Source organism: Chthoniobacter flavus Ellin428 (genome assembly GCF_000173075.1).
Classification (GTDB): Bacteria; Verrucomicrobiota; Verrucomicrobiia; order Chthoniobacterales; family Chthoniobacteraceae; genus Chthoniobacter; species Chthoniobacter flavus.
Window position 1 is genome coordinate 131,828 of record NZ_ABVL01000011.1, and the last position, 23,623, is coordinate 155,450.

The window sequence follows — 23,623 nt, forward strand, 5'->3', positions numbered from 1 at the left end:
CACCGCCTTACGGCTCGATGATCCCGTTTCGCAGGGCATAGCGGATCAATTCGCCGATGGTTTTCAGGCCGAGCTTCTGCATGACCGCGGCGCGATGGCTTTCCGCGGTGCGCAGACTTACCCCAAGGACATCGGCGAGCTCCTTGTTTGTCCGACCCTCGGCGATGAATTTCACCGCTTCGCGTTCGCGGCTGGTGAGGCTGTTGCCCGGCGCGGGACGTTCGCCCATGGAGCCGCTTTGCAACCGGCGGAGAATGATCTGCGAAACTCGCGGCGTGAAGTAGGCCTTGTGCTCGGCAGCCGCCCGAATCGCTTCGATGAGGTGCGACGGATCATCGGTCTTCAGCAGATAACTGCGGCCGCCCGCGTCGAAAACCTGGTGCACGAGATCTTCCATCTCATGTGCGGTGAACATGATGACCTCTGTGTCCGGCAACGCCTTTTTGACCTGCCGTAGCACTTCCATGCCGCTCAATTCCGGGAGCGTGATGTCCTGGATGACCACGTCGGGCTTGAGTTCCTTGGCGGCGGTCACGCCTTCGCGGCCGGTCTGCGCTTCACCGCAGATTTCCCAGCCCGGCTGCTTTTCGATCACAAAACGGACGCCATTGCGGACCACGGCGTGATCGTCGACGAGAAGAATGCGAATCGGTCTCACGATGGAGGGTGATGCAGGGCTTGGTGGAGCGTCATGAGCAAAGTATGTTTGTCGTAAGGCTTCGTGAGAAAGGCCGCGAGCCCGAGTCCTTTCATCTCCGCTGAACGCTGGTCGTCGCTGTTTCCGGAGGTGCCGATGACCTTGATATCCGGATCGAGAATGCGCAACGCGCGGGTCAACGCGATGCCATCCAGAAACGGCATGACCGCATCGGTGATGACCAGCTTGATCTCGCTCCGGCGCTCCGCGTAACGGGCAATTGCCTGGGTGCCATCCGCGGCCAGGACGACCTGATAGCCGGCCTGTTGCAGGATCAACTCAGCGACCCCGCGGATGTTCGGTTCATCGTCCACCAGCAGGATCGTCTCGCCGCGGCCGCCCGGGGGCGGCAAGTCCTCCTCGGGATCGTGCAGGGACGCGCTTTCGGCACCGGATGCCGGGATGAAAACTTTAAACGTGGTGCCGCGGCCTGGTTCGCTCTCCACATTCACAAAACCACCGTGGCTCTTGACGATGCCGACGACGGTGGAAAGGCCGAGGCCGGTGCCTTTGCCGACTTCTTTCGTGCTGAAGAAGGGGTCGAAAATTTTGTCGATGATCGCCTTGGAAATTCCGGTGCCAGTGTCCGAGACCTGCAGGAGCAGGTACGCACCGGTCTTCGCGCCTGGGGTCATGCTGGCGAAGCTGTCGTCGACCAGGAAATTCCGGGCGAGGATATTCAGCGAACCGCCCGAGGGCATGGCGTCGCGGGCGTTGATCGCCAGATTGAGCAGCACCTGCTGAAGTTGCGTGGCATCGCCCAAGGCCGTCCACAGACCGGGTTTGGCCTTTACCGTGATGGCGATCGATTTCGGGAAAGTTTCCTCCGCGATCGAGACGATTTCGGCGATGAGATTTTCGCAATTCACGGGCATTCGCTCCACCCTGACTCCGCGAGCGAAGGTCAACAGTTGCCGGACGATTTCCACCCCGCGCCGCGCGCTGGTCTGAACGGTTTGAACGATGGACCGCCGGGCCTCGTCCGACATCTCTTCCACCAGCAAGGGCGTGGCCAGGATGATCGGCGAAAGGATGTTATTGAGGTCGTGGGCAACGCCGCTGGCCAGCGTGCCGACACTTTCGATGCGCTGCGCGCGGAGGAATTGCGACTCGAGCACCTTTTGCTCGGTGACATCGCTGTGCAGCGATAGGATCGACTTGGGCAGGCCCGCGTCGTCGCGGATGAGGGTCGCGCGTGAACTGACGATGATCTCGCGTCCGTCCTTGGTCCGCTCGCGGAGTTCGCCGCTCCATTCGCCGTGCAGACTCACCTCGCGCAGAATTTCTTCCACGGCGTCCTTGCTCAAGGACAACAACTCGCACGCGGGTCGGCCCATGGCCGCTGCGGCGGTCCAGCCGTGCATGCGTTCCGCGCCTTGATTCCAATAGAGTATTTCGCTCGTCGTGAAATCGGAGACGATGATCGCGTCGGTGGTGAAATCCAGCAGGCGCGCCTGGTCGTGAAGCTGCTTCTCGTTTTCCTTGCGCGCGGTGATGTCCTGCAGGATGCCGCGGACACGAGCGATGCTTTGATTCTCGATGACCGGGTGGCCGACCATGCGCACCCACTTTTGGCGATCGTTCGCGGTGATGATTTCCGCTTCCAGGTCGAAGGGGATCGCGCTGCCCATGGCCGCTTTCGCCGCGTCACGGATCCTGCGCAAATGTTCGCGCGAGAAAAGACGGAAGCCCAACCCCACGTCGGGCGGCGTGTCTGTGGGGAGTTCGAAAATGCGCGCCACTTCCGAGGTCCAGTAGATCTTGCGGGTGAGGAAATTGAATTCCCAACTGCCGATGCGCGCGATCTCCCCCGTCTCGCGGATGAGCGCTTCCTGGTAGCGGATCTGCTCTTCGGCACGTTTGCGGGCGGTGATGTCGTGATGGATGAAAAGAATCGCGCTGGGGTTTCCATCCGGGTCGCGGGCCAGGGTGGCGCGCTCGCTGACGGCGATTTGCTCTCCATCGCGTCGCACACGATAAGCTTCCACATTCCATTCGCCGTGCCGGACGAGTGCCTTGAGCATCTCGCAGGCTTCCATCTTGTCGGGAAGGATGAACTCGTGAATGTCCTGGCCCATGACGTCAGCCGCGGTCCATCCGTAGAGTTTTTCCGCGCCCTTGTTCCAATACTGGATCTGGTAGCGATCGAAATCGCAGACGATGATGGCGTCCTGCGCGAGGTTGAGCATGCTCGCGAGGAAGCCGACTTTCTCCTCGGCGATGCGCTTTTCCCGCCGGAGCTTTTGTCGCTCCAGCGCGCGATGCACGGCGCCGGGAAGCGCGGCGAGATTGCGCTTCAAGATATAATCGGCCGCACCGCGCCGCATCGAGTTCACGGCCGTCTCGGTATCGATCGTGCCGGACACCAGGACGAAAGGGGCATCGGCGCCGCTCTGCCGGAACCAATCCAGCACGTCCATGGCGGTGAAGCCGGGTAGTGAATAGTCCGCCATGACGAGGTCGTGCTCGCGCAACAATTCGGCCCGAATATCCGACTCGCTCTCCACGCACGTGATGGCCACGTCAAATCCACCGTTCTTCAGCTCGTGCTCGATGAGCAGAGCGTCCGTCGGCGAATCTTCGACCAGCAGGATGCGAATGGGAGCGTCCGGCATGGCTAGGTGGCGGCGTCCTCCTCCGCCGGCTTGGGGAAGGCGAGATAAAAGGTGGCGCCCTCGTCGACCCTGGCGTCGGCCCAGACCCTTCCGCCGTGCCGTTGCATGATTTCGCGCACGATGGCCAGGCCGGCGCCTTCGCCCGGAAATTCCTGTTTGCGATGCATGCGGCGGAAGAGCCGGTAGAGTTGGTTGCTGTGCTCCATTTCGAAGCCGGCGCCGTTGTCGCCCACGGTGAGCACAATCTCTCCATCGCTTTCCTGCGCGGCAATCGTGACGTGGGCCGTGGCTTGCCGCGCGGTGAATTTGACCGCGTTGGCCAGCAGTTCGTGCAACGCTTTGCGCAGGGCCAGTTCGTCACTCCAAACGCGGGGCAGGCTGGGTACCTCGAACTCGATCTTGCGTTCCCGGGCGCTCGCGGAGGCGGTGCCGAAAGCTTCGCGGGCAATGCGCGAAGTGTCCTGCCAGGCTGGGGTCAACGGCTGCTGGGCATAGGTCAGCCAGTCCGTCAGCCCATCGAGCAATCGATTGGCGCGTTCGGCCTCACTGCCGAGGAGTCGCATCATGGCGCGGCCTTCGTCATCCAATTGCGCGCCGAAGCGGTTGAGGATGATGGTGGATAGACTCTTCACGCCGCGGACTGAGCCGTCGAGATCGTGCGACAGCGCACTGCCGAGGAGCTTGAGGTCCTCATCTCTCCGGTCGGGTACGGCCACAGCCCCCACGTCGGACTCGTCGGCGGGCATTTTCATTTCGCGGGAGGCGGCAGGGTGACGATCGAAAACCAGAAATTTTCCAGCGCGCAAATGCAGCGCGCCATGTCTTCGAATTCGACGGGCTTGGTGATGAAACAGTTCGCGTGTTGCCGGTAGGCGGCATCGACTTCGACGGTGGCCCGCGAGGTGGTCAGGACGACGACGGGAATGGTCTGCAGATTGGGATCGGATTTGATTTCCGTGAGCACATCGAGGCCGCTCTTTTTTGGAAGGTTGAGATCGAGCAGGATCAAGCCGGGACGAGGAGCCTCGGCGTGCGCTCCCTGGCGGCGCAGAAATTCCAGCGCCTCGTAGCCGTCTTCGACGTGATGCAGACGATTGAGCACCCGCGCCTGGGTGAGAGCTTCGCGAGTGATGAGCGCATCGGTGGGGCTATCTTCGACAAGAAGAATGTCCACGGCGCCGTGGATGGGTAGGGTCATGGTGATTTAGTCGGGAAGGGTGAAGAAAAATGTCGTGCCATGATTCGGTTGGGATTCCGCCCAGATACGACCTTGGTGGCGCTCCACGATCTTCTTGCAGATGGCGAGGCCGATGCCGGTGCCGCTGTATTTGCGCCGCGTGTGCAGTCGCTGGAAGAGACCGAAGATGCGTTCGTTGAATTCCGGCTCGAAGCCGATGCCGTTGTCCCGCACGGAGAACAGCCAGTCGCCGTTTTTGCGCTCGGCGTCGATCCACACTTCGGGAGCCTGGTCGCGGCGGAACTTGACCGCGTTGCCAATCAGGTTTTGGAAGAGCTGCACCATTTGCGAGGTGTGGCATTTCAAAGTCGGTAGAGCGCCGGCATGAACCTGGACGTTGCCTTCCGCAATGGAGGTCTCCAGGTTTTCGCAAGCGTGTTGCACCGGGGCGGAAAGGTTCACGAGCTGGAGCTCGGACTCCTGTTGCTCGAGCCGCGAAAAGGAGAGCAGGCCATCGATGAGCTGCTGCATGCGCTTGGCGCCGTCGACCGCGTGATCGATGAATTCCACCCCGCGCCCGTCGAGCTTGTCGCCGTAACCCTTGCGCAGGAGTTGCACGCAACTCGTCACCGCACGCAACGGTTCTTTGAGATCATGCGAGGCGACGTAGGCAAATTGCCCGAGCTCCTGGTTGCTGCGCTCGAGCGCAGTCATCATCTTGCGCATTTGCCCTTCGACCTGTTTGCTTTCGGTGATGTCGCGCGCGATTGTGGAGGAGGCGATGATGTTTCCCGAGATGTCGCGAATCGGCGAAACGCTCACGGAGACATCGAGCCGCGCGCCACCTTTGCGCAAACGCTCGGTTTCGAAGTGGCCGATCACTTCGCCCAGACGGATGCGTTCGAGGATCTGCGGTTCCTCGTCCATCTTTTCCGGGGGAAAGATGATGGCCATGGATTGGCCGATGGCCTCCTGCGCGCTGTAGCCGAAGGTGCGTTCCGCACCGGGATTCCAGCTCGTGATCTTGCCGTCGATATCCTTGCTGATGATCGCGTCGCCGGAAGATTGGACGATGATGGCGAGCTGTGCGAGTGCCTCCTCGGTGCGTCTTTGCTCCTCGAGCAGTCGGCGCAATTCTGCGTTCGCGGCTTCCAGGTCCGCGGTCCGGCTCGCGACGCGGCTTTCCAGTTCCACGTTCAATTCCCGCAGCTTTTCCTCGGCGGTGCGGCGGGTCTGCACTTCGTCTTCCAGGGTGCGATTGATGACCTGCAATTGCTTCGGGCTGGGCACCAGCAGCGCCTGCGGCATGAGCCGCGTCAGCAGAATGGCCGTGGGAACCGAGGTGATGGCGGTCAGTGCCTTGATCGACCCTGAGAGCCAATAGTTGGAGTGCCAGATGTTCCAGACCTCCATGAAATGGGTCATGCCGCAGGCCAGGATGAAGATGCCGAAGAGGATGAACATCCAACCGAAGTCGATGTCACGACGTCGGCGGACAAACCATCCCAGCGTGAGTGGGATCGAGAAATAGGCTAGGGCGATGAACCCATCGGAGATGACATGGAGTTCGATCAGCTGCTTCGTCCACAGATAGCAATGACCATGCGGCATGAAACCGTTCCCGGAAAGGAAAGAGAGGAATGCTTCGATCATAGGGGGAAGATAGGAGGAGTTAGGGGCAGTCTCTCGGGCCGCAGCGCCGTCGTTGCGGAAAAACCTTCAGCGAGACCCGACATGACTCCACAAAGGACATACAAGGGCTTCCTCGAACAGGATGATATTGCCGGGATTTTCGCCGTTAACAACGGTAAAATTATGTTATCAAGCTGGGAGACAGCGGAGTATGGAAAAGTCAAAGAAGCATCGGGGAAGACGTAGCAATTGTGAGACGTGGCGGTACGTTTGTCCGGAATTCTATGTATGTTTGGCCGCAGTCGGCGCGCCCGCTGTGTTCGACGACTTGGTCAAACGGATGACTTCGCCGCCCGCCTCAGCATCTTGGCCCGATGGCCACGAACATTCCCGTGAATTGCACCGCCACCTCACCGCTTTGCTCGATGATCGCGGAATTGCAGCCCTGCTTTGCCCTTGCGCGCGAAATCACGGCGGAACTCTCCAGATCCTTTTAGAATTTGGGATGCGCTTTAGCGTGGCTGATCAAGAGCGCAGTCAGCGTGCGTCCTCAAACCAGCTCACGACTTTATAGTCGGAAATGAGTCCGCCATCGCCCAGGGCCTCGTCATAATGCACCGCCTGAATGCCTGTCATTGTAACCGTCCAGCCGATGAAGGCTCCATAGATGTTATCCGTATTGCCGCCGCCGGTCATCGTCACGTTATAGGTCGGGGCATACACGGTGCCACTAAAGCCGCCATTACCGGCAATGGTCACCGTGCCCGGGTTTTGCGGCGAACCGTCGGCGTTCGTTCCGCGGTCGATGCCGTAGACTTGCAGATTCAGTGCGGAGTTGGGATTGAGAATTCCGTTGCCGGTGATATTCACGTTACCGGCGACGAAAATGCGGAGATTCACACCGGGATCCAGCTGGATCGACGCCTGGCCGCTCGTCGAGACGTCACCGGTGACGACGATCTGTGCGTAGGTCGGGCTGCCATCCGCGGCTCCGCGAATACGCAGGGTGTCCTGTCCCGAGAGCTGAACGTTGCCCAAGAGAAATTGCGCGGGATCTCCGGCCTTTGCGTCCAGTGTTGTGGAGCTCGAGACGTAGGTCGGCGTGCCTACGTCCGGCGTCACGTTGGGCCGATTCACGGCGAAGAGCTCCTGGTAAAAGTCGTCGCGAACATCACCGGTGACATTCGTAGCATCGAGCACGGTGCCGCCATTGGTCGCGGCTGAACCGTAGACGTGCGCGCCGCCCGCATCGATCAGTGTGCCATTGGTCGCGATGTTACCGTTCTGCTGCCGCTTGGCGGGGTCGTAGACGCCATTGGTGGATTTGGCCGGATCGCGCGAATCGTAACTGTCGACGACCACGTTATGATTGTTTAACGAGATCGTCTGTCCGCCGAAAAGAGCGAGACGAAAGGTGCCCACCGGCTTGACGATGGCCTCGATCAGCCGGGTCGCCTGCGGACGAAAAACTCGCTCGCCGCTGCGATGATCGACGTTCAGATCGAACTTGCGCAATTCCAGGTCCAACTTGTCGCCGGCCACCACGGCGCCGCCAGGCACCTCGGCTACGCCCAGCGAGCGAATTCGATACCATTGCTCGCCGGTGGCGTCGCGCAGAAATGACGGGGCATCCACTGCGATCTTCGCATAGGAGCGCTGGCCGCCTTCCGTTTCGCGCACGAAAACTTTTGAGGTGTAATAGGCGCTCCCTGTCGTGGGGTCGGGCGTCGCGGCGGAAGTCGCGTCCGGGCTGTTCGACCATCCGCTCCAGGCATTGGTGGGATCGTAGAGTTCCTTGCGCATTTCATTTACCGCGATGTCGATCCCCGCTTCCGCGGTGAGGAGCGCCTCCTCCCAGCTTGCGTTTTGATGGACCTGTCGATAACGGCTTTGAAGCACCGAAATCGTGACGCTACCGATCCCGAGCAGGATACCGACAAAGACGAGGGCGAGGACGATCGTGGAGCCCGACTGGGCAGAGGCGCGGTGCATATTAATATTGGCGTTTGTTGCGCAACAGCGTGTTCGTGTAGATGGCCGTGCCGATGCGCACATTCTCCGTGTTGTTGCCGGCAAACTGATACGTGGGCACAAAGGTCACTCCGATCTGGATGCTTTGGCCGGCATCGAGGAAAGTGAGCTGAAAATCCGCCACGTCGCTCGCCAGCGCGGTGGGGGTGTTTCCCGCGCATCGATAGATAGTTGCGCCCGATTTGTAATACTGGATCGTGACTGGCTGCGAACCATACACGGCCTGGCCCCCGGAAATCTGCGGGTCGCGTGGCGCGCCATTCGCATCGTAATAGTCCGGGATGGTGACGGTGAGTGTACCGTTGCTCGTGTCTACTTTCAGCGCCCGGCGCAGATCGAGCGTCATGTAATCCATCAACCGCATCTGCTGCGCCTGCGCCTCGATGTGGTGACGGCTCGCCATGAAGCTGCGCTGGATCGTGATCGATCCTGTGATCAGGCCCGCGGTCATCAGCGACGCAACCGCCATCGCGACCATGAGTTCGGCCAGGGTCCAGCCTCGGCGGCGTGAACGCAGGGAGAAGAAGCGTGAGGCGTTCATTTTTTGCCGGATTTGCCCGCAACATTGCCGCGACCATTGCCATTGTTGGATGCGGGAGTGGGTGTGGGAGTCGGAGTCGCCGTCGCTGTGGATGAAGACGTCGAACTGCCGCTTCCGGATGGCGCGGGGGTAGGGGACGAAGGCGGCGCGCCACCTGCGGTGCCGAAGCCCGGCAGATTCATGCGGCTGATGCCTCCGTTCGAGATCATCGTCGTCGTGGCTCTCAGTCGGCGGCGGCCGTCTGAGCCCGACCAACTCACCCGAAACTCCACTTGCGCCAGGCGCTGGCTTTCCAGACCGCTGCCACTGAGCAGTGTCACGCGCTGGCCGTCTGTCTCTCGTTCCACGATCAGTTGCTGGGCTGCGCTCGCGTCGGGATACGCCGTGATCGTTACGCGCTCCGAGATCGCGTCCAGCGGGGCCGCCGAACGCGGAGGGGCGGCGAGCAGCGTGTTTGAAAGGTAATCGGGATTCGTAATCTTCCGCCAATCGCCGAGACGCATCTCTTCCACCCGCTCCTGCAGGCTGAGCGTGGCGGCATTCGACTGCCGCCCGGATTTTACCAGACGCAAGTGGGCGGTATTGAGGAGCACCGCAGCCGCCAGGCCGGAGAGCGCCACGGCTGTAGACACGAGCGTTTCGACGAGCGTGAATCCAGCTTCGGAGTTTCTGCGGGTATGTATGAATTGGCCCACTTGTGTCTGTTAAAAACAAGCAGTACCCATACTTTCCATAACATGGTCGGAAAGAACTTCTACCGATACCCGAACCAGTAAAAACCCTCGCCCGGTGTGGCGGTTTTTAAGTCGAAAATAGGAGGCGGATGCCTTTGGAGTGGCCCGCCAGGCCGCCTAAGAGCGGTCTCCGATGGCGACGAATGTAGCGCGAAAATACGCTGCTATCTCGTTGTCCTGCACGATGGCTGCCTCCAACGCGATCCGGGCTTTTCCCTTGCGGCCGAAATCTTTACGAAAGCGTTCCATCTCCTGTGCCGGTGGACTGGAGCAGACGGCGCGCAAAACATCGTGCACGGGCCGCTCGTAGCGAATCGTGCTCTCTCGAATCACAATGTGCGCTTCGGGTTCTCGCAACAGCCACCACAAGAGGCCGTAGCCGCTTAACGTCGCCAGCGCGTGAAGACTTCCCCCAAAGGCGGTTCCCAGATGGTTGTGGTTTGGCTCCAGCGGTGCAGTCAGAATGAGCTGTTGGTCGTTGCATTCCGTCACTTGCACGCCCATGGAAACGGTCAGTGGGATTTTTTCGTGCAGAAACTTCTCGAGAGCGGCCGCGCTGTTCATCGCTCCACCTCGCCGAGGGTGTTGTAAAGAGCATCGATCAATCGCAATGCCTTCGGTCCGGGCAGCACGCCGGGCTCCATCTGGTTCATCACAAACGCGAAGGAGACGCGATTTTCGGGATCGGCAAAAGCATGGCTTCCGCCCGCGCCCGGATGTCCGAATGCCTTGACCGATGGGCCGAAATTCGTGCGCATCTTCCGCCCTGTGGCGTCGAGCGGATCGCGCATGAAGCCGGCGGAGAACGCGGTCTCGAGCAGCAGCACGCGATCCGGGCCTTGCGTGAGCGTTGTCGTCATCCAATCGAGGGTCGACGGCTCGAACCAGCGCCGCTCGCCGAGGGTCCCGCCCTGCGCGAGCATGGCGTAGAATTTCGCCAGGCCGCGCGCGGTGCCCACGCCGCCGAAGGCGCCGAAGGAAGCGGCGCGCGCCTCGGGAGCATTCATCGCCGCCACGCTGTGCAATCCGCGCGGCGAAGCAAAGGCCCGTGCGGTGAGCGACGAAGGGGTGAGAAAGGCCACGTAAAAGGGATCGCCCTTCGGCGGCGAATTCTTCGCTGGGAATATGGACGCCGGCTCTTGCACGCGCTCCGGCGGTAAACCGATCCAGACTTCCAGCCCGAGCGGTTCCGCAAATTCCGCGCACCAGTATTCGCGCAAGGTCCGCCCCTTGGTGATGCGCCGCAAGGTTTCATCCACGAGGAAGCCAAACGTGCGCGGATGATAGCCGTGCCCTTCGCCGAGCGGCCACGCGGGCGCGGAGGCGGCCCAGTGCGGCGACGACCGCTTCGTGATCCATTACCGGCGCCGGCGTCGCCAGCGCCGCGAGACCGGCTTGATGTGAAAGCATCTGCGCGATCGTCACCCGTTCTTTTCCCGCCTGGGCAAATTCCGGCCACACCTCCGCCACCGGCGTGGCCGGCGCGATGTGGTGTTCCTGGCAGGCGTGCAGCAGGCACGCCGCCGCCAGCCCCTTGGTGGCCGACCAGAAGAGCACCATGGTATTTTCGTCCCACGCCTGCTCGTGCTGCCGATCCTTGTATCCTCCCGCCAGCGACACGATTTCCTGCCCATCGTGCCACGCGCACACGGAAGCGCCCAGTTCCCCGAGGGTCGTAAAGTTTTCCGCAAAAAGTTCGGAGAGACGTGAGTGCACCATCATCGAATATATCGTGGGCGGTTGCCTCGTCGCGGGCAAGCGCACTCCGCCGCAGCGATCGTGCCAATGATGGACTCCGGCCCGCGGAACAGTGTGGGCCCTACGTATTACTTTGCCTGCTCGAAGACCTTCTCCAGTTGCGGCGCCTCGGAAACGCTGCGCGGCGTGATTAATACGCGATCGAGCGGCACCGTCCCGCCTTCGAGTTGTTTGATGACCGGCGCATAGGGCTGCCATTTCAGCTCGCCCAGCTTTTGCAAATGCCCGAGTTCCTCGCCTGTCGCCTTCCGAAACGCTTTGTAGATCAACTCGGAGCAATAGATGGCCCGGTCGTCCATCTCGTAGTGGTAGTCGTAGGGCAGCCCTTCGTAGCTCTGCGCGGCAGTGATGAACGTCGGGATCTTGTCGCGGTACCTCGGCTTGAGCCGATAGACGGTGAACTGCCCGTCGCGCCCCTGTTTCTCCCAAGCGTCGAGGTCCGTCTCCTTCACCGGGCCAATCGCCTCGATCACTTTCCAAATCACCCCGGCCTTTCGCAGGATCCCGCAGTGCGAAAACGGCGAACCGGTCGAGCCCTCGATGGTGTCGATGAGGGGATTGTGGGGCAGGGACTGAAAAACAACGTCTCCCTCCTGCGGCGCGTATTCGCCGTGGCTTCCCGAGGCGCCGAGCGTGATCGCCAGTACGAAAATGCAGAGCTGGGCCCGCGGCGCGCGGGAGGGACTGAGCGAGGCTCTTTTCATGAAGGGAAGGATGGCGCCCCATTAGCCGCGAATGCTGATGAATGCAAGGTTTCATGAAGATTCACCCGATGCGCATGGAGCCTTGCCCGGGTTCACTTTCCCGGTTCGCGCCGCCCGGAACGGAGCCAATTCTCACGGACAAAAGTAATTCGATCGCAACTCGAATTAGGCGCCGGTGTTACCCGGGTGACTCGGTTCGATGTTATCGATTGCGAAGAAATTTTGAAAATCGTGATTGACTAGCTAAGAACGGGGACTTATTAACGATTACATACAAAACCAATGAAGTTATCCACCACATACCCCATCTCGCATACGTCGCCTGCGCGACCGACCGCATGGTCGTATTGCGTGGGTATGTGTCTGGACGCCGGAGGGCATTCATTTGCCTTTGACGCCCAGGTCACCAAAGCGCGGAACCCCCGTGCGTTCATTGCGAATGAAGAGAATAATCAAAGTCTAACCAAGGAGGTTGGCAGGTAGTTCACGATCTTTTCCAGATCATCGATTTTCGAGAACCCTGCTCGCCCGCAAAGCCAGCAGGGTTCTTCGTTTTCAGCCCATTCGCAGTCTTCCGATTGGCCATCTGGCCTCTGCCATCTGCCATTTTTCCCTCTGTAATCTTCCCCTTTCCCTATCGCGGCCATGAAAGCCGCCTCCTGAATCCCTAATAAATCATCCAGATCATCCGTCCCATTTAATCCACAACCACGTGGGCGATAAAAACCCCGCCGCCAGCGGCAACTGACGACGGGGTGGAATCGGTCACCAATACAAGAGAGTCCCTAGCAAGGCACTTCGTGAGTTAGTAACCGCGGCAACGGTTGCACCTCGCGGAGTAAGTGTCAAGCCACTCGATCCCACGATCATGGCTAGCGGTCCTGTATTGTCTGATTCCCTCGCCCCTGACTTTTCCAACAGTCCAGAGGCTTCGTATAACTAACTTCATTAGTTATACCTCGGGAGGTGTGCCTGAAACACCGAAAGATCCGCCGTGAAATGGTTCCTGCGGGTGCGCTCTTCGACTTCGTGTCGAAAGGGGGCAGCGGTGTTTGTTCTTTTTGTCGTATACGCGGCGCGGGCATCCTGCTGATACACCCGCGCCGCACATTCGGCCTGATCCTATCGATCAGGCCGATTCCCCAACACTTTTTGCGGCCATCGTTCAACAGCAGGATGCCTGAGCGCCATTCAGGGGATGTCGGTGCCATTCGACGCGCCCCGTCGCACTCGGCTTGCTCATGGCCTGCGGCTTCTGTTACGAAACATGCATGTCGTTGTTCGAGGATGCGCGTCGAATGGCCCCGGCCTTGTCGAGGGGTGTCTCTATCGTCTATATCCTTCAACTCCGGTCCGGAAAACTCTACGTTGGCTGTTCCGACGATGCGGAAACGAGGTTCTGCGACCACACAGCGGGAGCCGCCTGCCAGACAACCAAGGTTGATCCGCCGGTTGCTGTGCTATTCGTCGAAATTCAAGCCGATTATACACAGGCGCGGCGTCGCGAGGTTCAGATCAAAAAGTGCTCACGAGCAAAGAAAGAAGCACTGATCGCGGGAGACGCTCTCCGACTTAGAATCCTCAGTCGAAGTCACGACTGATTTCATTTTCCATTTCGCGGTCATCGTTCCACAGCGGGATGCCTGCGCGCTATTCAGCGGACGGCGGTGCCATTCCGGCTGACCGCTCCAATTTTCCATCAATTCCACATGGCGGCCGCCAGCAAGTAGCCTGGTCTCCAAAACCTGGCGGGCTCGGGACAGCCGCCTAGGCCCTGAGCTTGTCGAAGGGCACCGAGACGCCGTGCCAATTCCAATTCCAATTGCGGGGTCGCCAAGTGGAAAGGCGACGGCCTCATAAGCCGTTTATACGCGGGTTCGATTCCCGCCCCCGCTACCCATTTTCCTTCTGGGCCACTCGATCATTCAGGAGGTCACCCGCCTCGCAAGCGGAAGAGCACGGTGCAAAGCCGTGGTGGTCCACAATTTTCATAACAGGGGTCGGCCTGCCCAAGTCGGCAGGCGCCCAAACACTTTGGGTTGTTAGCCGCGTAAAGATCGCGAACCGCCTGTAAAGCGGTTGTCCAGCCGGACCAGCGTCGGAGCGTTACCGACACAACCCACCATTCATTCATTGGGATGGCCGCGAAAAGGCGCAAAAGACACCAAAGGACTTCTTTCTGCGCGGCTTCCTTTTTGTGTCTTTTGTGCCTCTTTGTGGCCACCCCTCGCCTTTCGCTCCTGTGGCCGAGCAGACGCAGGCCCCCGCCTTCTAAGCGGAACAACACAGGTACAACTCCTGTCAGGAGCACATCGGATGGCTAACCGGGCAAGCGCACCGGGCTCGTCTCGAAAACGATGCGACCCTGCAACACGGGTTGGCGTGCAAGTCGTCAGCCATCCGCCACTTTCCATTTCGCCCGATAGCTCAAAAGGAGAGCGACCGGCCCACGCCCGGCAGACCGTGGAGCATTACCACGTCGGGCGACCATTTCCTTTACCGCTCGATAGTTCAAAAGCAGAACGGCCGGCCGACTTCCGGCGAACCGGGGAGCGTTACCTCGTCGAGCGACCATTCATGGATACGAGTCTGAACAGCATCAGTCCTCGACTGTCGATCGAGGTGAAGCGGGGGCAGCACCCGCCGTATCCGCCACTTTCCGTTCCTGTGGTGAAGTTAGAATCACACGTCTCTGCGAAGGACGAGCCCCGAGTGCGAATCTCGGCAGGAACACCAATTTCAAAAAACAAAACGCGCGCGAGTCAGCTAGCGACGACGCTTGCCTCGGGGACAAGAACTGCGGAGTGCGATCCTCCGGCGCGCGACCATTTCCCACATCGGGACGTAGCCTAAAAGTGAGGCGCCTGCCTTGGGAGCAGGAGCAAGCAGGAGCGTTACCTGTCGTCCCGACCATTTTTACCAGCGAATGCACGGAGTGTGCAGCCTGCCTGTTACGCAGCGCGAGCTTGGTGCGACTCCAAGCGCTGGTGCCACTTTCCCATTCCAATGGTGCCTGTGATGTAACAGCAGCATTTCTCCCTGTGAAGGAGACCGCGCGAGGGCAGCACTCGCCAGGCACCCCATTTTCCATGTCGCTGAATGCAAAGCAGTTCGAGCGCCCGGTCTTTCAAGCCGGTCCTAGCGGGTGCGAGTCCCACCAGCGATGCCAATTTCCTCACTTCCCTCGTCTTCCATGAGTTAGGAAAACGGATTCTCAATCTGTGAAACCGTGTGCGAGTCACGGTGGGGGCGCCACTTTTCGATTGGCCTTTGGAGTAACGAGAAACTCGGCGCTCTCTGAAAGCGCAGTTCACCGGGCAGTTCGGTGAAGGCCAGCCATTTTTCCTCCTTCCTTAGCTCAAAAGCAGAGCACGCGGCCGATAACCGCGCGATGTGGGCGCGATACCCGCAGGAAGGACCAATTTCAATCGCTGCTTAGCTCATGCAGTAGAGCACCCGCCTGAAGAGCGGAACAACCGGATGCGAGCGCCGGAGCAGCGACCACGCGCCACTAGCATAGAAGCAATGCACTGCGCTTCCAACGCAGACAAGTCGGGGCAGTACCGACGCGGCGCTCCACTTTTTCCTCGGGCCACTAGCTTAAAAGTAAAGCGTCCGGTTCTTACCCGGAATAACACGGAGCATTACCGTGGTGGCTCTCCAGTTTTGGAGTGCCAAGAGCCAGGAGCCAAGTGTTCGGCGCCCAGATGGTGATGCCACTTGGCTCTCGTTACTGGCTCCTGGCACTTTCCTTTTCGCCCCGTTGCCTCAGCAGCCACAGGACTCCTCTCGTAAAGGAGTAATCGTCGGTGCGAGTCCGACACGGGGCTCTAACTTTATTTCCCCTCGTATGCCATCAGCGAGCAAACCGCCTCAGACGCGGTTGGACTGGGTGCAATGCCCAGCGAGGGGATCTCTTTGCCAATTCAGATAAAAGTAGTCTACCGCTCTTTGAAAGCGAGCGAGGCGGGGCAGTACCGCCATTGGCATCCACCTTTCGGTTCCGTGGTGTAAAGCAGCAGGAGCTGCTTACGGAACCACGATTTGCCTTACTGCTGGGTCGTCTGCGCCGGTTGGTGAAACTTCCAGGCCACGCTGCCATCGACCGGGATCGTCCAGAAGGCTTTGGGCGCTACTTCGCCTTTGACGATCCACTCCGGCGCGTTGACGAGACGGGTGGATACCGAGCTCTTTTCCGCATCGGTCGTGAGTTCCCAATGCAATTGCGGAAAGACCACGGATTGCCGCGTCTCGAGCGGGCGCCCCTCGGCGAGTCGTGCGCGCGCCTCCCGGATGAGTTCCGTCTGTTCGCGCAGGAGCAAGGTGGCATGAATGCGCATCGCCGCGCGAACGATATTGCATTCCAACTCGCTGGGGTTCGCTTGTGAGATCGCTTCATGCAGGCTGGCACCCAGGTCGGGCCGCGTGATCGTTTCCGGCGACTTCAAGATGGCGGCGTGCTCGGCATCGTTCAGGGCGGCGACAGCCGAACGACGATAAGCCAGAGGCTGGGCCGCCATCCGTCTGATCCATCGCGGGAGAAAAGCCATCCTGGACTGAGGATCATCAGCCAGCACATTGCTGGTCTGAAAGGAGAACCGCAGTAGACCCCACGCCTCGACCTGCATGCTTCGCAAGAGTGCGGCGCGGTAAAATTCAGTGTCTTGAGCAATCGCGGCGAATCCATTCTCGGACGAGGCGGGAAGGCGGACCTGCTTTTCCGAAAGCAACGCATCCACCGCAATGCCGATCATCAATGACACCAGTGTCGGATTTCGCCGGATTCCGTCGGCGACGCGCAGCCCTGCATTGATTGCGCGCGTGGCCCCTTCCTGGTCACCGTTGGATAATCGTCGCAACGCATCGGCGGCCGCCACCTGAGCGAATTTGCGAACGCCGAGAAAATTCGGCACGCTCAATTGATATCCGTCATGAAGATCGGTGCTCCAGGTAGGCGGTTCCGCGGCGAGTATTTTCCGGTAACAGGCGTCCATGGTCGGCGCCATGCTTTGGAGCCGGCTCACGGTCTGTAGAGAGAGATCGAGATCGTCTGTGGGCGGATATTCTCTGAGCGATTTGACGGCCTCATCAACGAGAGCCGTAGGGCCTTTTGCGTTCCCAATCTCCGGCTCCTGCGCTGCCGCGGGAGTGCCATCCTTGTAATAGCGGGTACCGATTTCTTCTCTGAGGATCTTGCGCAGCACTTCCGAGCCGCCATTTTCACGATCTGCGACGAATGTCTTTTCAATGTCCGCCATCGGCAGGCCGATTTCGTTCCAACGCGCCTCGGCGCGGGCGGCGATCGACTTGGTCTTCAGTTCATAACAGCCTAGGAATATCCCGATGAGCACCGCCGGAACGGCGAGGGTGATCCCGATGCCCCGAAGGGTCGCCCAGCGTGGATAAGATCGCGTCTTAATAACGACTCCCGTCGCGAGCAAGGCGGCTACACCGAAGGATACCCGAAGCTTCGGCGTTTCTTCGGGGTGCGCTTCGATCCGCCCTTGGGCGATGACCGATGTCGCGAACCAAACGAGAACGGTGATCGTCGCAGCGAAAGCCTTTCCGAAGCGGGATTCGAGATCGTCCGAGCCGGAGATGGCAGTCAGCCAGGCGGCCAGCAAAAGTACCGCAGTTAACGCGCCGACAGTGATTGGGTCAGTGAGATCCCCGCCAGCGGCTGTGGCCAGCAACCACGAAACCCCACCTAGAACCAGCCAAACCGGCAGCGCGCGCAGGAACGATGTCATCGGCCGCTTTCATAGCAACTCAGGTGCCGTATTTCGATTCGAAACCGCTTCAGTTTCCCGCCATCAACCATCTTTACATTAGCCTCCCGCCACTCCTCGAGTCGGCGTCCGGAGGAAATCCCTTTCGCCTGTGGCGAACCAGCTGTGGCCGTAGCTCAAGAGTTAGAGTTCCTGGCTGTGAACCAGGAGATTCGGGTGCGATTCCCGACGGCCACCCCATCACTAAAACACAAGCGCGCGATGCCAAAGAAGTCGCGGCGGCGGACTGCAACTCCGCTCTTACCCGGTGCGAACGCCAAGCGCGGAAGCGCCATGCCGAACCGCGGAGCGCATCCCGCATGCCGCCGGAGCGGCAATCCGGGCGCGCGCTCCACTTTCATACCATCAAAACGCTCCCGTAGCTCAATGTAGAGAGCACCGCGCTTCGAACGCGGCGGTTGCAGGCGAAACTCCTGCCGGGAGCACCACTTCATTTTTTCCCGGTGGAGCCCGACCAGCAGACGCCGCCGGGAAACATTTATCCCAAACAGGGGAGATTGCTCTCGTAGCCCAACGCAGAGGCAGCCGGCTTAAACCCGGTCCAGTGTCGGTGCAACCCCGACCGGGAGCATCCCCAAAACAGACCCCCGTAGTCCAAGAGCAGAGACATCCGCCTCAAAAGCGGAAAAGTGTGAGTGCAAGTCTCACCGCGGGCACCATGGAACGTGAACCGGACTAGCGAGCCGGGATTCTCCGCTAAAGAAATCGTCCGCCTCACAGCGGATGGGGAGCATGCCCTCCGCGTTCCGCCAATCTCATTTCGCAATTCCAAAGGTCGCGTAGCCCAACCTGGCAGAGGCACGGCGTCGAGAGCGCCGCGAGTGCTGGTTCGAATCCAGCCGCGACTACTATTCCGCCGCGGCGTATTTAAACGTAATATCCCGGATGCAGGGCATCCGTATTGCTTTCTCAGAGAAGGAAATCGGAAATTGCCAACGCCCATGCCGGAGAGTGCTCAGCCCAGCTACAACCTGTCCTTGAGGTGCGACTTGTGTTGTCGCACCTACTCGGCCGCCGAGGTGGTGTTGCGAGGAAAACAGAATTTTTGCCGGACTTGCGCCACGGAGCGGTCAGCCGAGTGCCTCGCCCGCTTACGGGCGGTGAGTAAAAGATCCCGCTGGCCCGCCATCGGGTTTGCTGCTTTCTGCCTGGGTTTCGTCGGCTGGGCCACGATGACGGCCACGGGATTCTCGCCTTGGTATCTGCGTCGCTCGTTCCATCATTGGCTCGACTCCATCGGCACCACTACGGCGCAAACCGCGCCCGCGTCATCGGCGGAAGAGATCGAACCGGTGACGCCGCCGTCGCCGGATCCGAGCGGGGCGGCAGCTCCGTCCGCGCCCTCCATCCAGGCCGGGGAAGTGGAAGCGCCGTGGTTCAAACATCTTTTCTCCAATCCAAAACGCCGTTCGGTCGAAGACGCGGGCCATCTGCATCTTCTCTTTGTCATGCGACCCGGGACGGATGGTCGCATGGGGCTGACTTCCCAAATTTATGCCACCCGGGAAGCGCCGGATAACGTGAGCGCGAAGCTCACCACCGAAGTTGGTTCGGAGATGCAGACTTCGTTCGATGAAGGACTTCGCTACGTGCGCAAGCGGTCGCGGGATTGGGAGCAGAACTTTTCCGTGCGGCTGAGTTTCGAGGATAAGTTCACTTCGAAGGATGGCGGCTCCGCCGGGACGGGCTTTACGATCGTCATGCTGGCGGCGACCCAGGAGATTGCGCTCGACTCTTCGGTAGCGGTGACCGGCGATCTCACCGTCGACGGCACGGTGCAGCCGGTTGGCGCGGTGGTCGACAAGTTGCGTGGCGCGATCGTAGGCAAATGCAAGATCGCGCTCGTTCCCGAGCGCAATGCACGTGACGTCGTGGACTTTGCTTTGCTCGATGGCACCTCGCCCCTTTGGGAGATGCAGATTTTCACGATCGGCACGATTGATCAGGCCCTCAGCCTGGCTCGAACCGATCGGCCCGGAGACGTCCAGCAGGCGATTGCGCGATTCAATGCGCTCCGCGCCCGTCTGCCGGCCACGGTCACGCCAAACTATTTGCAATCGCCCATCGTGCAGACGGAATTGAAGGAAGTGCTGCGGCTCGCGCCGAATCATCTCTCCGCGGCGACACTGCTCAAGGCAGCGGAAAATCAGCTCCCAACGGAGCTGAGCCTGAACCGCTCAGTCGAGGAGATCGTTGCCGCCTCGTATTTATTCGTCAGCGATGTCGTGGGTCCCGGGGAAAGCAAAGCCCGACCGGTGGCAACCAACGACCGCGGCCTCGCCATTTTTCCCGACCGCGAGTTCAACCAGTGCATCAAGTCTTTGCAACGCGTCACGCCGATCCTGGATCCTCGCTCGCAGGACCTGAAAAGATGTTGCATCGCCTACGCGGGCGCTTTGCGTTCGATGGCCACTTATCAGCCGCCGAACACGAACGGTGTCCGCAATTGGCAGCAAATAAACTATCTGGCGCAGCGCGAAAGTGGTTTCGTTTCGCAAATGAGGGAAGATCTTCAGGAGTCGCGCTCTCGCCTGCTCCTCGCAATACGCAAGCTCGATACGGACGGCAGCCTGATGTCCGAGTTGCTCAAGAAATAAGCGACCCAGTCCCCGCAAGATTTTTTCCCGGTAGCGAGGTATGGGATACTTCGGCTGGTTCCTCTGGAACTAGTAGGTTCGACTCCTGCCGCCTCCATTTTCCGGGGGCGAAACCCACACCGATTTTCTCCGGGAAAAGCTTTCATTCACTTTTGCGGCAGTGAGACCGGAGTTCCTTCGTAACTCAATGGTAGAGTATGTACCTGTTAGGTACAATGTTACAGGTTCAAATCCCGTCGAATTGAGCGGCGTAATCCGCTCGATTTCAATTCTCCGGCCAGCTTTCTCCGCAAAATACCTTTGAGGCAGTGAGGATGGGGTTACTTCGATAGTCGATAGTCCGAGAAATCGGGCTGCGGCCTTGCCGCTTTGCGGCAGTTATCCCGCCGCTTTTCTCCTCAAATCCCTTTGCGCGGCAGTGAGGTCAGGGTTCCTTCGACTCGAAACCGAAATGCGAGGCCATCCACCTCGACGGGCACCAACCGGCAACGCGAGATCTGTGATTTCGCACGCCACGTTCATTGCCTGATACCACCCAGGCCGGATTCTCCGCGCAATCCCCTTTTTTAGAACCACCACAACCCCGGTCGCGCCCTTCGCGCGTCCACCAACCAATGGAGGTGAACCATGAAGTTCAACACCCTGCTCAAGCGCATCGCCCGCGGCAACACCACCAACCTCGCCGGCGGTTGCGCTTTCTCCCAATCGCCGAAGGCGGAGCTCGTCTCGATCCTGCTCACGGCGATGCTCGGCGACCAATTCTACCGCAGCGGCGATGCCACTGCCGCGCGGGTGAAGCAACTCGTCGCGGCCACCGAAAACAAGGCCTTCGTCGCCAAGGCCGCCATCTACGCGCGCACGCGTGCCGGCATGCGCTCGGTCTCGCACCTCGTCGCCGCCGAACTCGCGCGTGGCGTGAAGGGCGCCGCCCGTGGACGAAGCGCTTTCTACCGCGGTGTCGTCCACCGACCGGATGACAGTGCTCGAGATCCTCGCCTGCTACCTCGCGGCCTACGCGCGCCCGATCCCGAATGCCCTCAAGAAGGGCCTCGGCGCGGGCGCTCGCGGAGTTTGACGAGTACCAGCTCGCCAAGTACCGCCGCGACACGGCGGAGCTCAAGCTGGTGGATGCGGTGAATCTGCTCCATCCGCCGCACTCCGAACCGCTGCGCAAGCTCATGCGTGGTGACCTCGCTCCGGCCGCCACGTGGGAGACGAAGCTCACGCAAGCGGGTGCCCGCGGCGAGAACGAGGAGGAAGTCGCGGAGCTCAAGAGCGCCGCGTGGGAAGAGCTCATCGCCTCGCGCAAGCTCGGCTACTTCGCGCTCCTGCGAAACCTGCGCAACATTCTCGAGCAGGCTCCGCAGTGCGTGGATGCCGCGCTCGCCATGCTGGTCGATGAGCGCCTCATCGCGAAGTCGCTCGTGCTGCCGTTCCGCTACCTCACGGCCCTCGAGGCCGTACAGTCGAGCAAGCTGCCGCGGGCCAGTGACGTGCTGCCGGCGCTCAGCGAGGCGGTCGACAAGTCGCTGGCCAATGTGCCGGCGTTCGACGGCCGCACGCTCATCGCGCTCGACGGTTCCGGCTCGATGAATGGCCGCCCGCTGGCCATTGGCTCGCTCTTCGCGGCCGTGCTGGCCAAGGCCAATGTCGGCGCCACCGTCATGGTCTTCAGCAACGATGCGGATTTCGTCGCCCTCAACCGCCGCGACTCCACGCTCACGCTCACGCGTGAGATTGCGCGTCACGCGCCGGGGGGAGGCACGAACTTCCACGCGATCTTCCAGCGCACGACCTGCGCCTACGATCGCATCGTCATCCTGTCCGACATGCAGGGCTGGATGGGCCACCAGGCGCCGACGGACACGTTCGCCGCTTACAAGCAGCGCACGGGTTGCGATCCGCATGTCTTCAGCTTCGACCTCGCCGGATACGGCACGCTCCAATTCCCGGAGCGCAACGTCTACTGCCTCGCCGGATTCTCCGACAAGGCGTTCCAGACGATGCGCTTCCTCGAGGAAGACAAGCATGCCCTCGTCCACGAAATCGAGGCCATCGAACTCTAGCGGTAGCACAAACAAACCAGAAGCCCGTTCGGCCCGACGCGCCGGGCGGGCTTTCTGGTTCCCCCCTTACACCTCTTTCGAACCCGAAGCTTTGATAGCGAAGCAGCCGTCTTTTAAGCGGCTGAGGAGGGTGCAAATCCCTACGGGTTCATTCCCTTTTTCGCTGGGTATTTCCGCCAGTGGCCGCCCGTCATCGATGGTTGCGGTTTCCGCATATCGGCTCACCCGCGATTAAACCAGGTAATCGGCTTAAACAGCCGAGATTGGGTTCAAGCCCCAAAACAGCAACCACGCCGATGCTCCGGGCGCACTCGCGCAATCGATGAGGCCGCTTTGCGTAGCCGGCCATGGCGCCGCGTTGCCCGTGACCAGTCGATGGACACCGGCGTGGGCGCATTCCTTTCACCTCAAACTACACCCATTCCCATGAACGCCGATTTCATCTTTCTCACCGTTTCCTGTTTCATTGTCATCACCCTGGCGACGGTCGTGGTGCGTGCCCGCTACCGCCGCGAATTCCTCGTGAACGAAGGCTTCGTCGGGCTGCTCTATCGTCGGGGCAAGCTCGTCGCCGCATTTGCGCCGGGCCTTTACGCGCGCTGGGGGACGCACTTCCGTTTGCAGTGTCTTGATCGGCGCCAGGTCCTGCTGGCGGTGGCCGGACAGGAAGTGCTGACCGCGGATAACGTCGCGGTGAAGCTCAGCGTCGTACTCACCACGCAATTGGTCGATGCGGCGAAGGCGGTGCAAACCGCGGACAATCACACCGGGCATATCTACAGTGCAACACAAACAGCGATCCGCACAGCGGTGGCCGGTGCGACGCTGGAGGCTCTTCTCGGCCAGCGCGTGGCGCTCGGTGCTCAACTGCGCGAGCTCGTCGCTCCGGCAGCCGCGGCCCTCGGCGTGCAAATCCATGCGGCTGAGGTGCGCGATGTCATGCTGCCAGGCGATCTGCGCAAGGCCTTCAGCGAAACGCTCAAGGCCCGTCAGCAAGGCCAGGCCGCGTTGGAGCGAGCCCGCGGTGAATCCGCAGCGCTGCGCAATCTGGCCAATGCCGCTCGTCTGCTCGAAGACCACCCGGCCCTCGCCACGCTGCGCTTCCTGCAAACGCTCGAAGCCGCCGAAGGCCGGCAGACGCTGGTCATGAACGACCTCGCTCCGCTGCTTGCCACGCACAAAACACGCGGTGCCAGCGACCCTGGCCCTTCGGCCACGGAAAACTAGTCCGCCCTATTTGTGAGGGGAACAACGCTCCGGCGAGGCACGCGCTTCGCCGGGG

The 23,623-nt window shown here is 60.5% G+C and carries 19 protein-coding genes and 10 tRNA genes; 16 read left to right on the plus strand and 13 right to left on the minus strand.

Annotated elements, in window-relative coordinates:
• Nucleotides 1-7: 7 nt before the first annotated feature.
• Genes CFE428DRAFT_RS18315 through CFE428DRAFT_RS33960 form a run of 5 tightly spaced genes read right to left on the minus strand, consistent with a single transcriptional unit; the run spans nucleotide 8 to nucleotide 6,142 of the window.
• Nucleotides 8-658 (minus strand): response regulator, encoded by a 651-nt coding sequence (locus tag CFE428DRAFT_RS18315; RefSeq protein ID WP_006981115.1) that lies wholly within the window; start codon nucleotides 656-658, stop codon nucleotides 8-10.
• A complete protein-coding gene (locus tag CFE428DRAFT_RS18320; RefSeq protein ID WP_006981116.1) occupies nucleotides 655-3,312 on the minus strand; it encodes a hybrid sensor histidine kinase/response regulator in 2,658 nt (885 codons plus the stop codon). Before CFE428DRAFT_RS18320 ends, CFE428DRAFT_RS18315 begins: the two co-directional genes overlap by 4 nt.
• A 2-nt stretch (nucleotides 3,313-3,314) precedes the next feature.
• The gene (locus tag CFE428DRAFT_RS18325; RefSeq protein WP_006981117.1) at nucleotides 3,315-4,064 is read right to left on the minus strand and encodes a sensor histidine kinase; all 750 of its coding nucleotides are present in this window, start codon (nucleotides 4,062-4,064) and stop codon (nucleotides 3,315-3,317) included.
• On the minus strand, nucleotides 4,061-4,510 hold the full coding sequence (locus tag CFE428DRAFT_RS18330; RefSeq protein ID WP_006981118.1) for a response regulator: 450 nt from the start codon (nucleotides 4,508-4,510) through the stop codon (nucleotides 4,061-4,063). The genes CFE428DRAFT_RS18325 and CFE428DRAFT_RS18330 overlap by 4 nt, the downstream gene beginning before the upstream one ends.
• 6 nt (nucleotides 4,511-4,516) lie before the next feature.
• A complete protein-coding gene (locus tag CFE428DRAFT_RS33960) occupies nucleotides 4,517-6,142 on the minus strand; it encodes a sensor histidine kinase (protein WP_006981119.1) in 1,626 nt (541 codons plus the stop codon).
• A gap of 353 nt (nucleotides 6,143-6,495) precedes the next feature.
• Between CFE428DRAFT_RS33960 and CFE428DRAFT_RS40540 the strand changes: the two genes are divergently transcribed.
• Nucleotides 6,496-6,618, plus strand: a complete 123-nt coding sequence (locus CFE428DRAFT_RS40540) for a hypothetical protein (RefSeq protein WP_272941126.1) — start codon at nucleotides 6,496-6,498, stop codon at nucleotides 6,616-6,618.
• A gap of 40 nt (nucleotides 6,619-6,658) precedes the next feature.
• On the opposite strand, the gene CFE428DRAFT_RS18340 is transcribed toward CFE428DRAFT_RS40540, so the two are convergent.
• The 7 genes from CFE428DRAFT_RS18340 to CFE428DRAFT_RS18365 form a co-directional block, all read right to left on the minus strand.
• A complete protein-coding gene (locus CFE428DRAFT_RS18340; protein ID WP_006981120.1) occupies nucleotides 6,659-8,113 on the minus strand; it encodes a DUF7305 domain-containing protein in 1,455 nt (484 codons plus the stop codon).
• Nucleotide 8,114: 1 nt separating this feature from the next.
• Nucleotides 8,115-8,693, minus strand: coding sequence for a prepilin-type N-terminal cleavage/methylation domain-containing protein (locus CFE428DRAFT_RS18345; protein ID WP_006981121.1), 579 nt, complete (start codon nucleotides 8,691-8,693; stop codon nucleotides 8,115-8,117).
• On the minus strand, nucleotides 8,690-9,325 hold the full coding sequence (locus tag CFE428DRAFT_RS18350; RefSeq protein ID WP_131989722.1) for a hypothetical protein: 636 nt from the start codon (nucleotides 9,323-9,325) through the stop codon (nucleotides 8,690-8,692). The genes CFE428DRAFT_RS18345 and CFE428DRAFT_RS18350 overlap by 4 nt, the downstream gene beginning before the upstream one ends.
• A 219-nt stretch (nucleotides 9,326-9,544) precedes the next feature.
• Entirely contained in the window at nucleotides 9,545-9,991 is a 447-nt protein-coding gene (locus CFE428DRAFT_RS18355; protein WP_006981123.1) for a YiiD C-terminal domain-containing protein, read from the minus strand.
• Entirely contained in the window at nucleotides 9,988-10,686 is a 699-nt protein-coding gene (locus CFE428DRAFT_RS35100) for a serine hydrolase (protein ID WP_006981124.1), read from the minus strand. Before CFE428DRAFT_RS35100 ends, CFE428DRAFT_RS18355 begins: the two co-directional genes overlap by 4 nt.
• The gene (locus CFE428DRAFT_RS35880) at nucleotides 10,679-11,149 is read right to left on the minus strand and encodes a serine hydrolase domain-containing protein (protein WP_006981125.1); all 471 of its coding nucleotides are present in this window, start codon (nucleotides 11,147-11,149) and stop codon (nucleotides 10,679-10,681) included. The genes CFE428DRAFT_RS35100 and CFE428DRAFT_RS35880 overlap by 8 nt, the downstream gene beginning before the upstream one ends.
• Nucleotides 11,150-11,253: 104 nt before the next feature.
• The gene (locus CFE428DRAFT_RS18365) at nucleotides 11,254-11,889 is read right to left on the minus strand and encodes a YiiX/YebB-like N1pC/P60 family cysteine hydrolase (protein WP_006981126.1); all 636 of its coding nucleotides are present in this window, start codon (nucleotides 11,887-11,889) and stop codon (nucleotides 11,254-11,256) included.
• 1,298 nt (nucleotides 11,890-13,187) lie between these two features.
• Here CFE428DRAFT_RS18365 and CFE428DRAFT_RS41180 point away from each other — a divergent pair.
• The 6 genes from CFE428DRAFT_RS41180 (at nucleotide 13,188) to CFE428DRAFT_RS18390 (ending at nucleotide 15,719) form a co-directional block, all read left to right on the plus strand.
• Complete coding sequence (locus tag CFE428DRAFT_RS41180) at nucleotides 13,188-13,490, plus strand: GIY-YIG nuclease family protein (protein WP_042725317.1); 303 nt, start codon at nucleotides 13,188-13,190, stop codon at nucleotides 13,488-13,490.
• Between the two features lie 222 nt (nucleotides 13,491-13,712).
• A tRNA-Met gene (locus CFE428DRAFT_RS18375) sits at nucleotides 13,713-13,789 on the plus strand.
• Between the two features lie 336 nt (nucleotides 13,790-14,125).
• Nucleotides 14,126-14,199: transfer RNA gene (locus CFE428DRAFT_RS37525), tRNA-Arg, on the plus strand.
• A gap of 351 nt (nucleotides 14,200-14,550) precedes the next feature.
• Nucleotides 14,551-14,625: transfer RNA gene (locus CFE428DRAFT_RS18380), tRNA-Arg, on the plus strand.
• Between the two features lie 102 nt (nucleotides 14,626-14,727).
• Nucleotides 14,728-14,802: transfer RNA gene (locus CFE428DRAFT_RS18385), tRNA-Pro, on the plus strand.
• Between the two features lie 844 nt (nucleotides 14,803-15,646).
• Nucleotides 15,647-15,719, plus strand: a tRNA-Thr gene (locus CFE428DRAFT_RS18390).
• A 219-nt stretch (nucleotides 15,720-15,938) separates the two neighbouring features.
• Here the strand turns inward: CFE428DRAFT_RS18390 and CFE428DRAFT_RS18395 are convergent.
• The gene (locus CFE428DRAFT_RS18395) at nucleotides 15,939-17,639 is read right to left on the minus strand and encodes a hypothetical protein (protein WP_006981129.1); all 1,701 of its coding nucleotides are present in this window, start codon (nucleotides 17,637-17,639) and stop codon (nucleotides 15,939-15,941) included.
• Between the two features lie 144 nt (nucleotides 17,640-17,783).
• Here CFE428DRAFT_RS18395 and CFE428DRAFT_RS18400 point away from each other — a divergent pair.
• The 9 genes from CFE428DRAFT_RS18400 (at nucleotide 17,784) to CFE428DRAFT_RS18440 (ending at nucleotide 23,568) form a co-directional block, all read left to right on the plus strand.
• Nucleotides 17,784-17,858 (plus strand) — tRNA-His (locus tag CFE428DRAFT_RS18400).
• A gap of 172 nt (nucleotides 17,859-18,030) precedes the next feature.
• Nucleotides 18,031-18,106 (plus strand) — tRNA-Arg (locus CFE428DRAFT_RS18405).
• Between the two features lie 345 nt (nucleotides 18,107-18,451).
• Nucleotides 18,452-18,526 (plus strand) — tRNA-Leu (locus CFE428DRAFT_RS18415).
• 252 nt (nucleotides 18,527-18,778) lie between these two features.
• Nucleotides 18,779-20,275, plus strand: coding sequence for a S16 family serine protease (locus tag CFE428DRAFT_RS18420; protein ID WP_157447568.1), 1,497 nt, complete (start codon nucleotides 18,779-18,781; stop codon nucleotides 20,273-20,275).
• 178 nt (nucleotides 20,276-20,453) lie between these two features.
• Nucleotides 20,454-20,520 (plus strand) — tRNA-Asn (locus CFE428DRAFT_RS18425).
• Between the two features lie 382 nt (nucleotides 20,521-20,902).
• Nucleotides 20,903-21,412 (plus strand): hypothetical protein, encoded by a 510-nt coding sequence (locus tag CFE428DRAFT_RS37530; RefSeq protein ID WP_042725280.1) that lies wholly within the window; start codon nucleotides 20,903-20,905, stop codon nucleotides 21,410-21,412.
• Nucleotides 21,307-22,341 carry a TROVE domain-containing protein gene (locus CFE428DRAFT_RS18435; protein WP_006981133.1) on the plus strand — a complete coding sequence of 345 codons (1,035 nt, stop codon included), beginning with the start codon at nucleotides 21,307-21,309 and terminating at the stop codon, nucleotides 22,339-22,341. The genes CFE428DRAFT_RS37530 and CFE428DRAFT_RS18435 overlap by 106 nt, the downstream gene beginning before the upstream one ends.
• 79 nt (nucleotides 22,342-22,420) lie before the next feature.
• Nucleotides 22,421-22,492 (plus strand) — tRNA-Lys (locus CFE428DRAFT_RS37535).
• Between the two features lie 275 nt (nucleotides 22,493-22,767).
• Nucleotides 22,768-23,568: a slipin family protein gene (locus CFE428DRAFT_RS18440; protein WP_006981134.1), complete on the plus strand. Its 801-nt coding sequence runs from the start codon at nucleotides 22,768-22,770 to the stop codon at nucleotides 23,566-23,568.
• Nucleotides 23,569-23,623 lie beyond the last annotated feature (55 nt).

Bases quoted from the DNA above. Each gene is read 5' to 3' on its own strand.
- CFE428DRAFT_RS18320 (WP_006981116.1), bottom strand. From the start codon at position 3,312: ATGCCGGACGCTCCCATTCGCATCCTGCTGGTCGAAGATTCGCCGACG.
- CFE428DRAFT_RS18325 (WP_006981117.1), bottom strand. From the start codon at position 4,064: ATGAAAATGCCCGCCGACGAGTCCGACGTGGGGGCTGTGGCCGTACCC.
- CFE428DRAFT_RS18330 (WP_006981118.1), bottom strand. From the start codon at position 4,510: ATGACCCTACCCATCCACGGCGCCGTGGACATTCTTCTTGTCGAAGAT.
- CFE428DRAFT_RS33960 (WP_006981119.1), bottom strand. From the start codon at position 6,142: ATGATCGAAGCATTCCTCTCTTTCCTTTCCGGGAACGGTTTCATGCCG.
- CFE428DRAFT_RS40540 (WP_272941126.1), top strand. From the start codon at position 6,496: ATGGCCACGAACATTCCCGTGAATTGCACCGCCACCTCACCGCTTTGC.
- CFE428DRAFT_RS18340 (WP_006981120.1), bottom strand. From the start codon at position 8,113: ATGCACCGCGCCTCTGCCCAGTCGGGCTCCACGATCGTCCTCGCCCTC.
- CFE428DRAFT_RS18345 (WP_006981121.1), bottom strand. From the start codon at position 8,693: ATGAACGCCTCACGCTTCTTCTCCCTGCGTTCACGCCGCCGAGGCTGG.
- CFE428DRAFT_RS18355 (WP_006981123.1), bottom strand. From the start codon at position 9,991: ATGAACAGCGCGGCCGCTCTCGAGAAGTTTCTGCACGAAAAAATCCCA.
- CFE428DRAFT_RS35880 (WP_006981125.1), bottom strand. From the start codon at position 11,149: ATGATGGTGCACTCACGTCTCTCCGAACTTTTTGCGGAAAACTTTACG.
- CFE428DRAFT_RS18365 (WP_006981126.1), bottom strand. From the start codon at position 11,889: ATGAAAAGAGCCTCGCTCAGTCCCTCCCGCGCGCCGCGGGCCCAGCTC.
- CFE428DRAFT_RS41180 (WP_042725317.1), top strand. From the start codon at position 13,188: ATGGCCCCGGCCTTGTCGAGGGGTGTCTCTATCGTCTATATCCTTCAA.
- CFE428DRAFT_RS18395 (WP_006981129.1), bottom strand. From the start codon at position 17,639: ATGACATCGTTCCTGCGCGCGCTGCCGGTTTGGCTGGTTCTAGGTGGG.
- CFE428DRAFT_RS37530 (WP_042725280.1), top strand. From the start codon at position 20,903: ATGAAGTTCAACACCCTGCTCAAGCGCATCGCCCGCGGCAACACCACC.
- CFE428DRAFT_RS18435 (WP_006981133.1), top strand. From the start codon at position 21,307: ATGCCCTCAAGAAGGGCCTCGGCGCGGGCGCTCGCGGAGTTTGACGAG.
- CFE428DRAFT_RS18440 (WP_006981134.1), top strand. From the start codon at position 22,768: ATGAACGCCGATTTCATCTTTCTCACCGTTTCCTGTTTCATTGTCATC.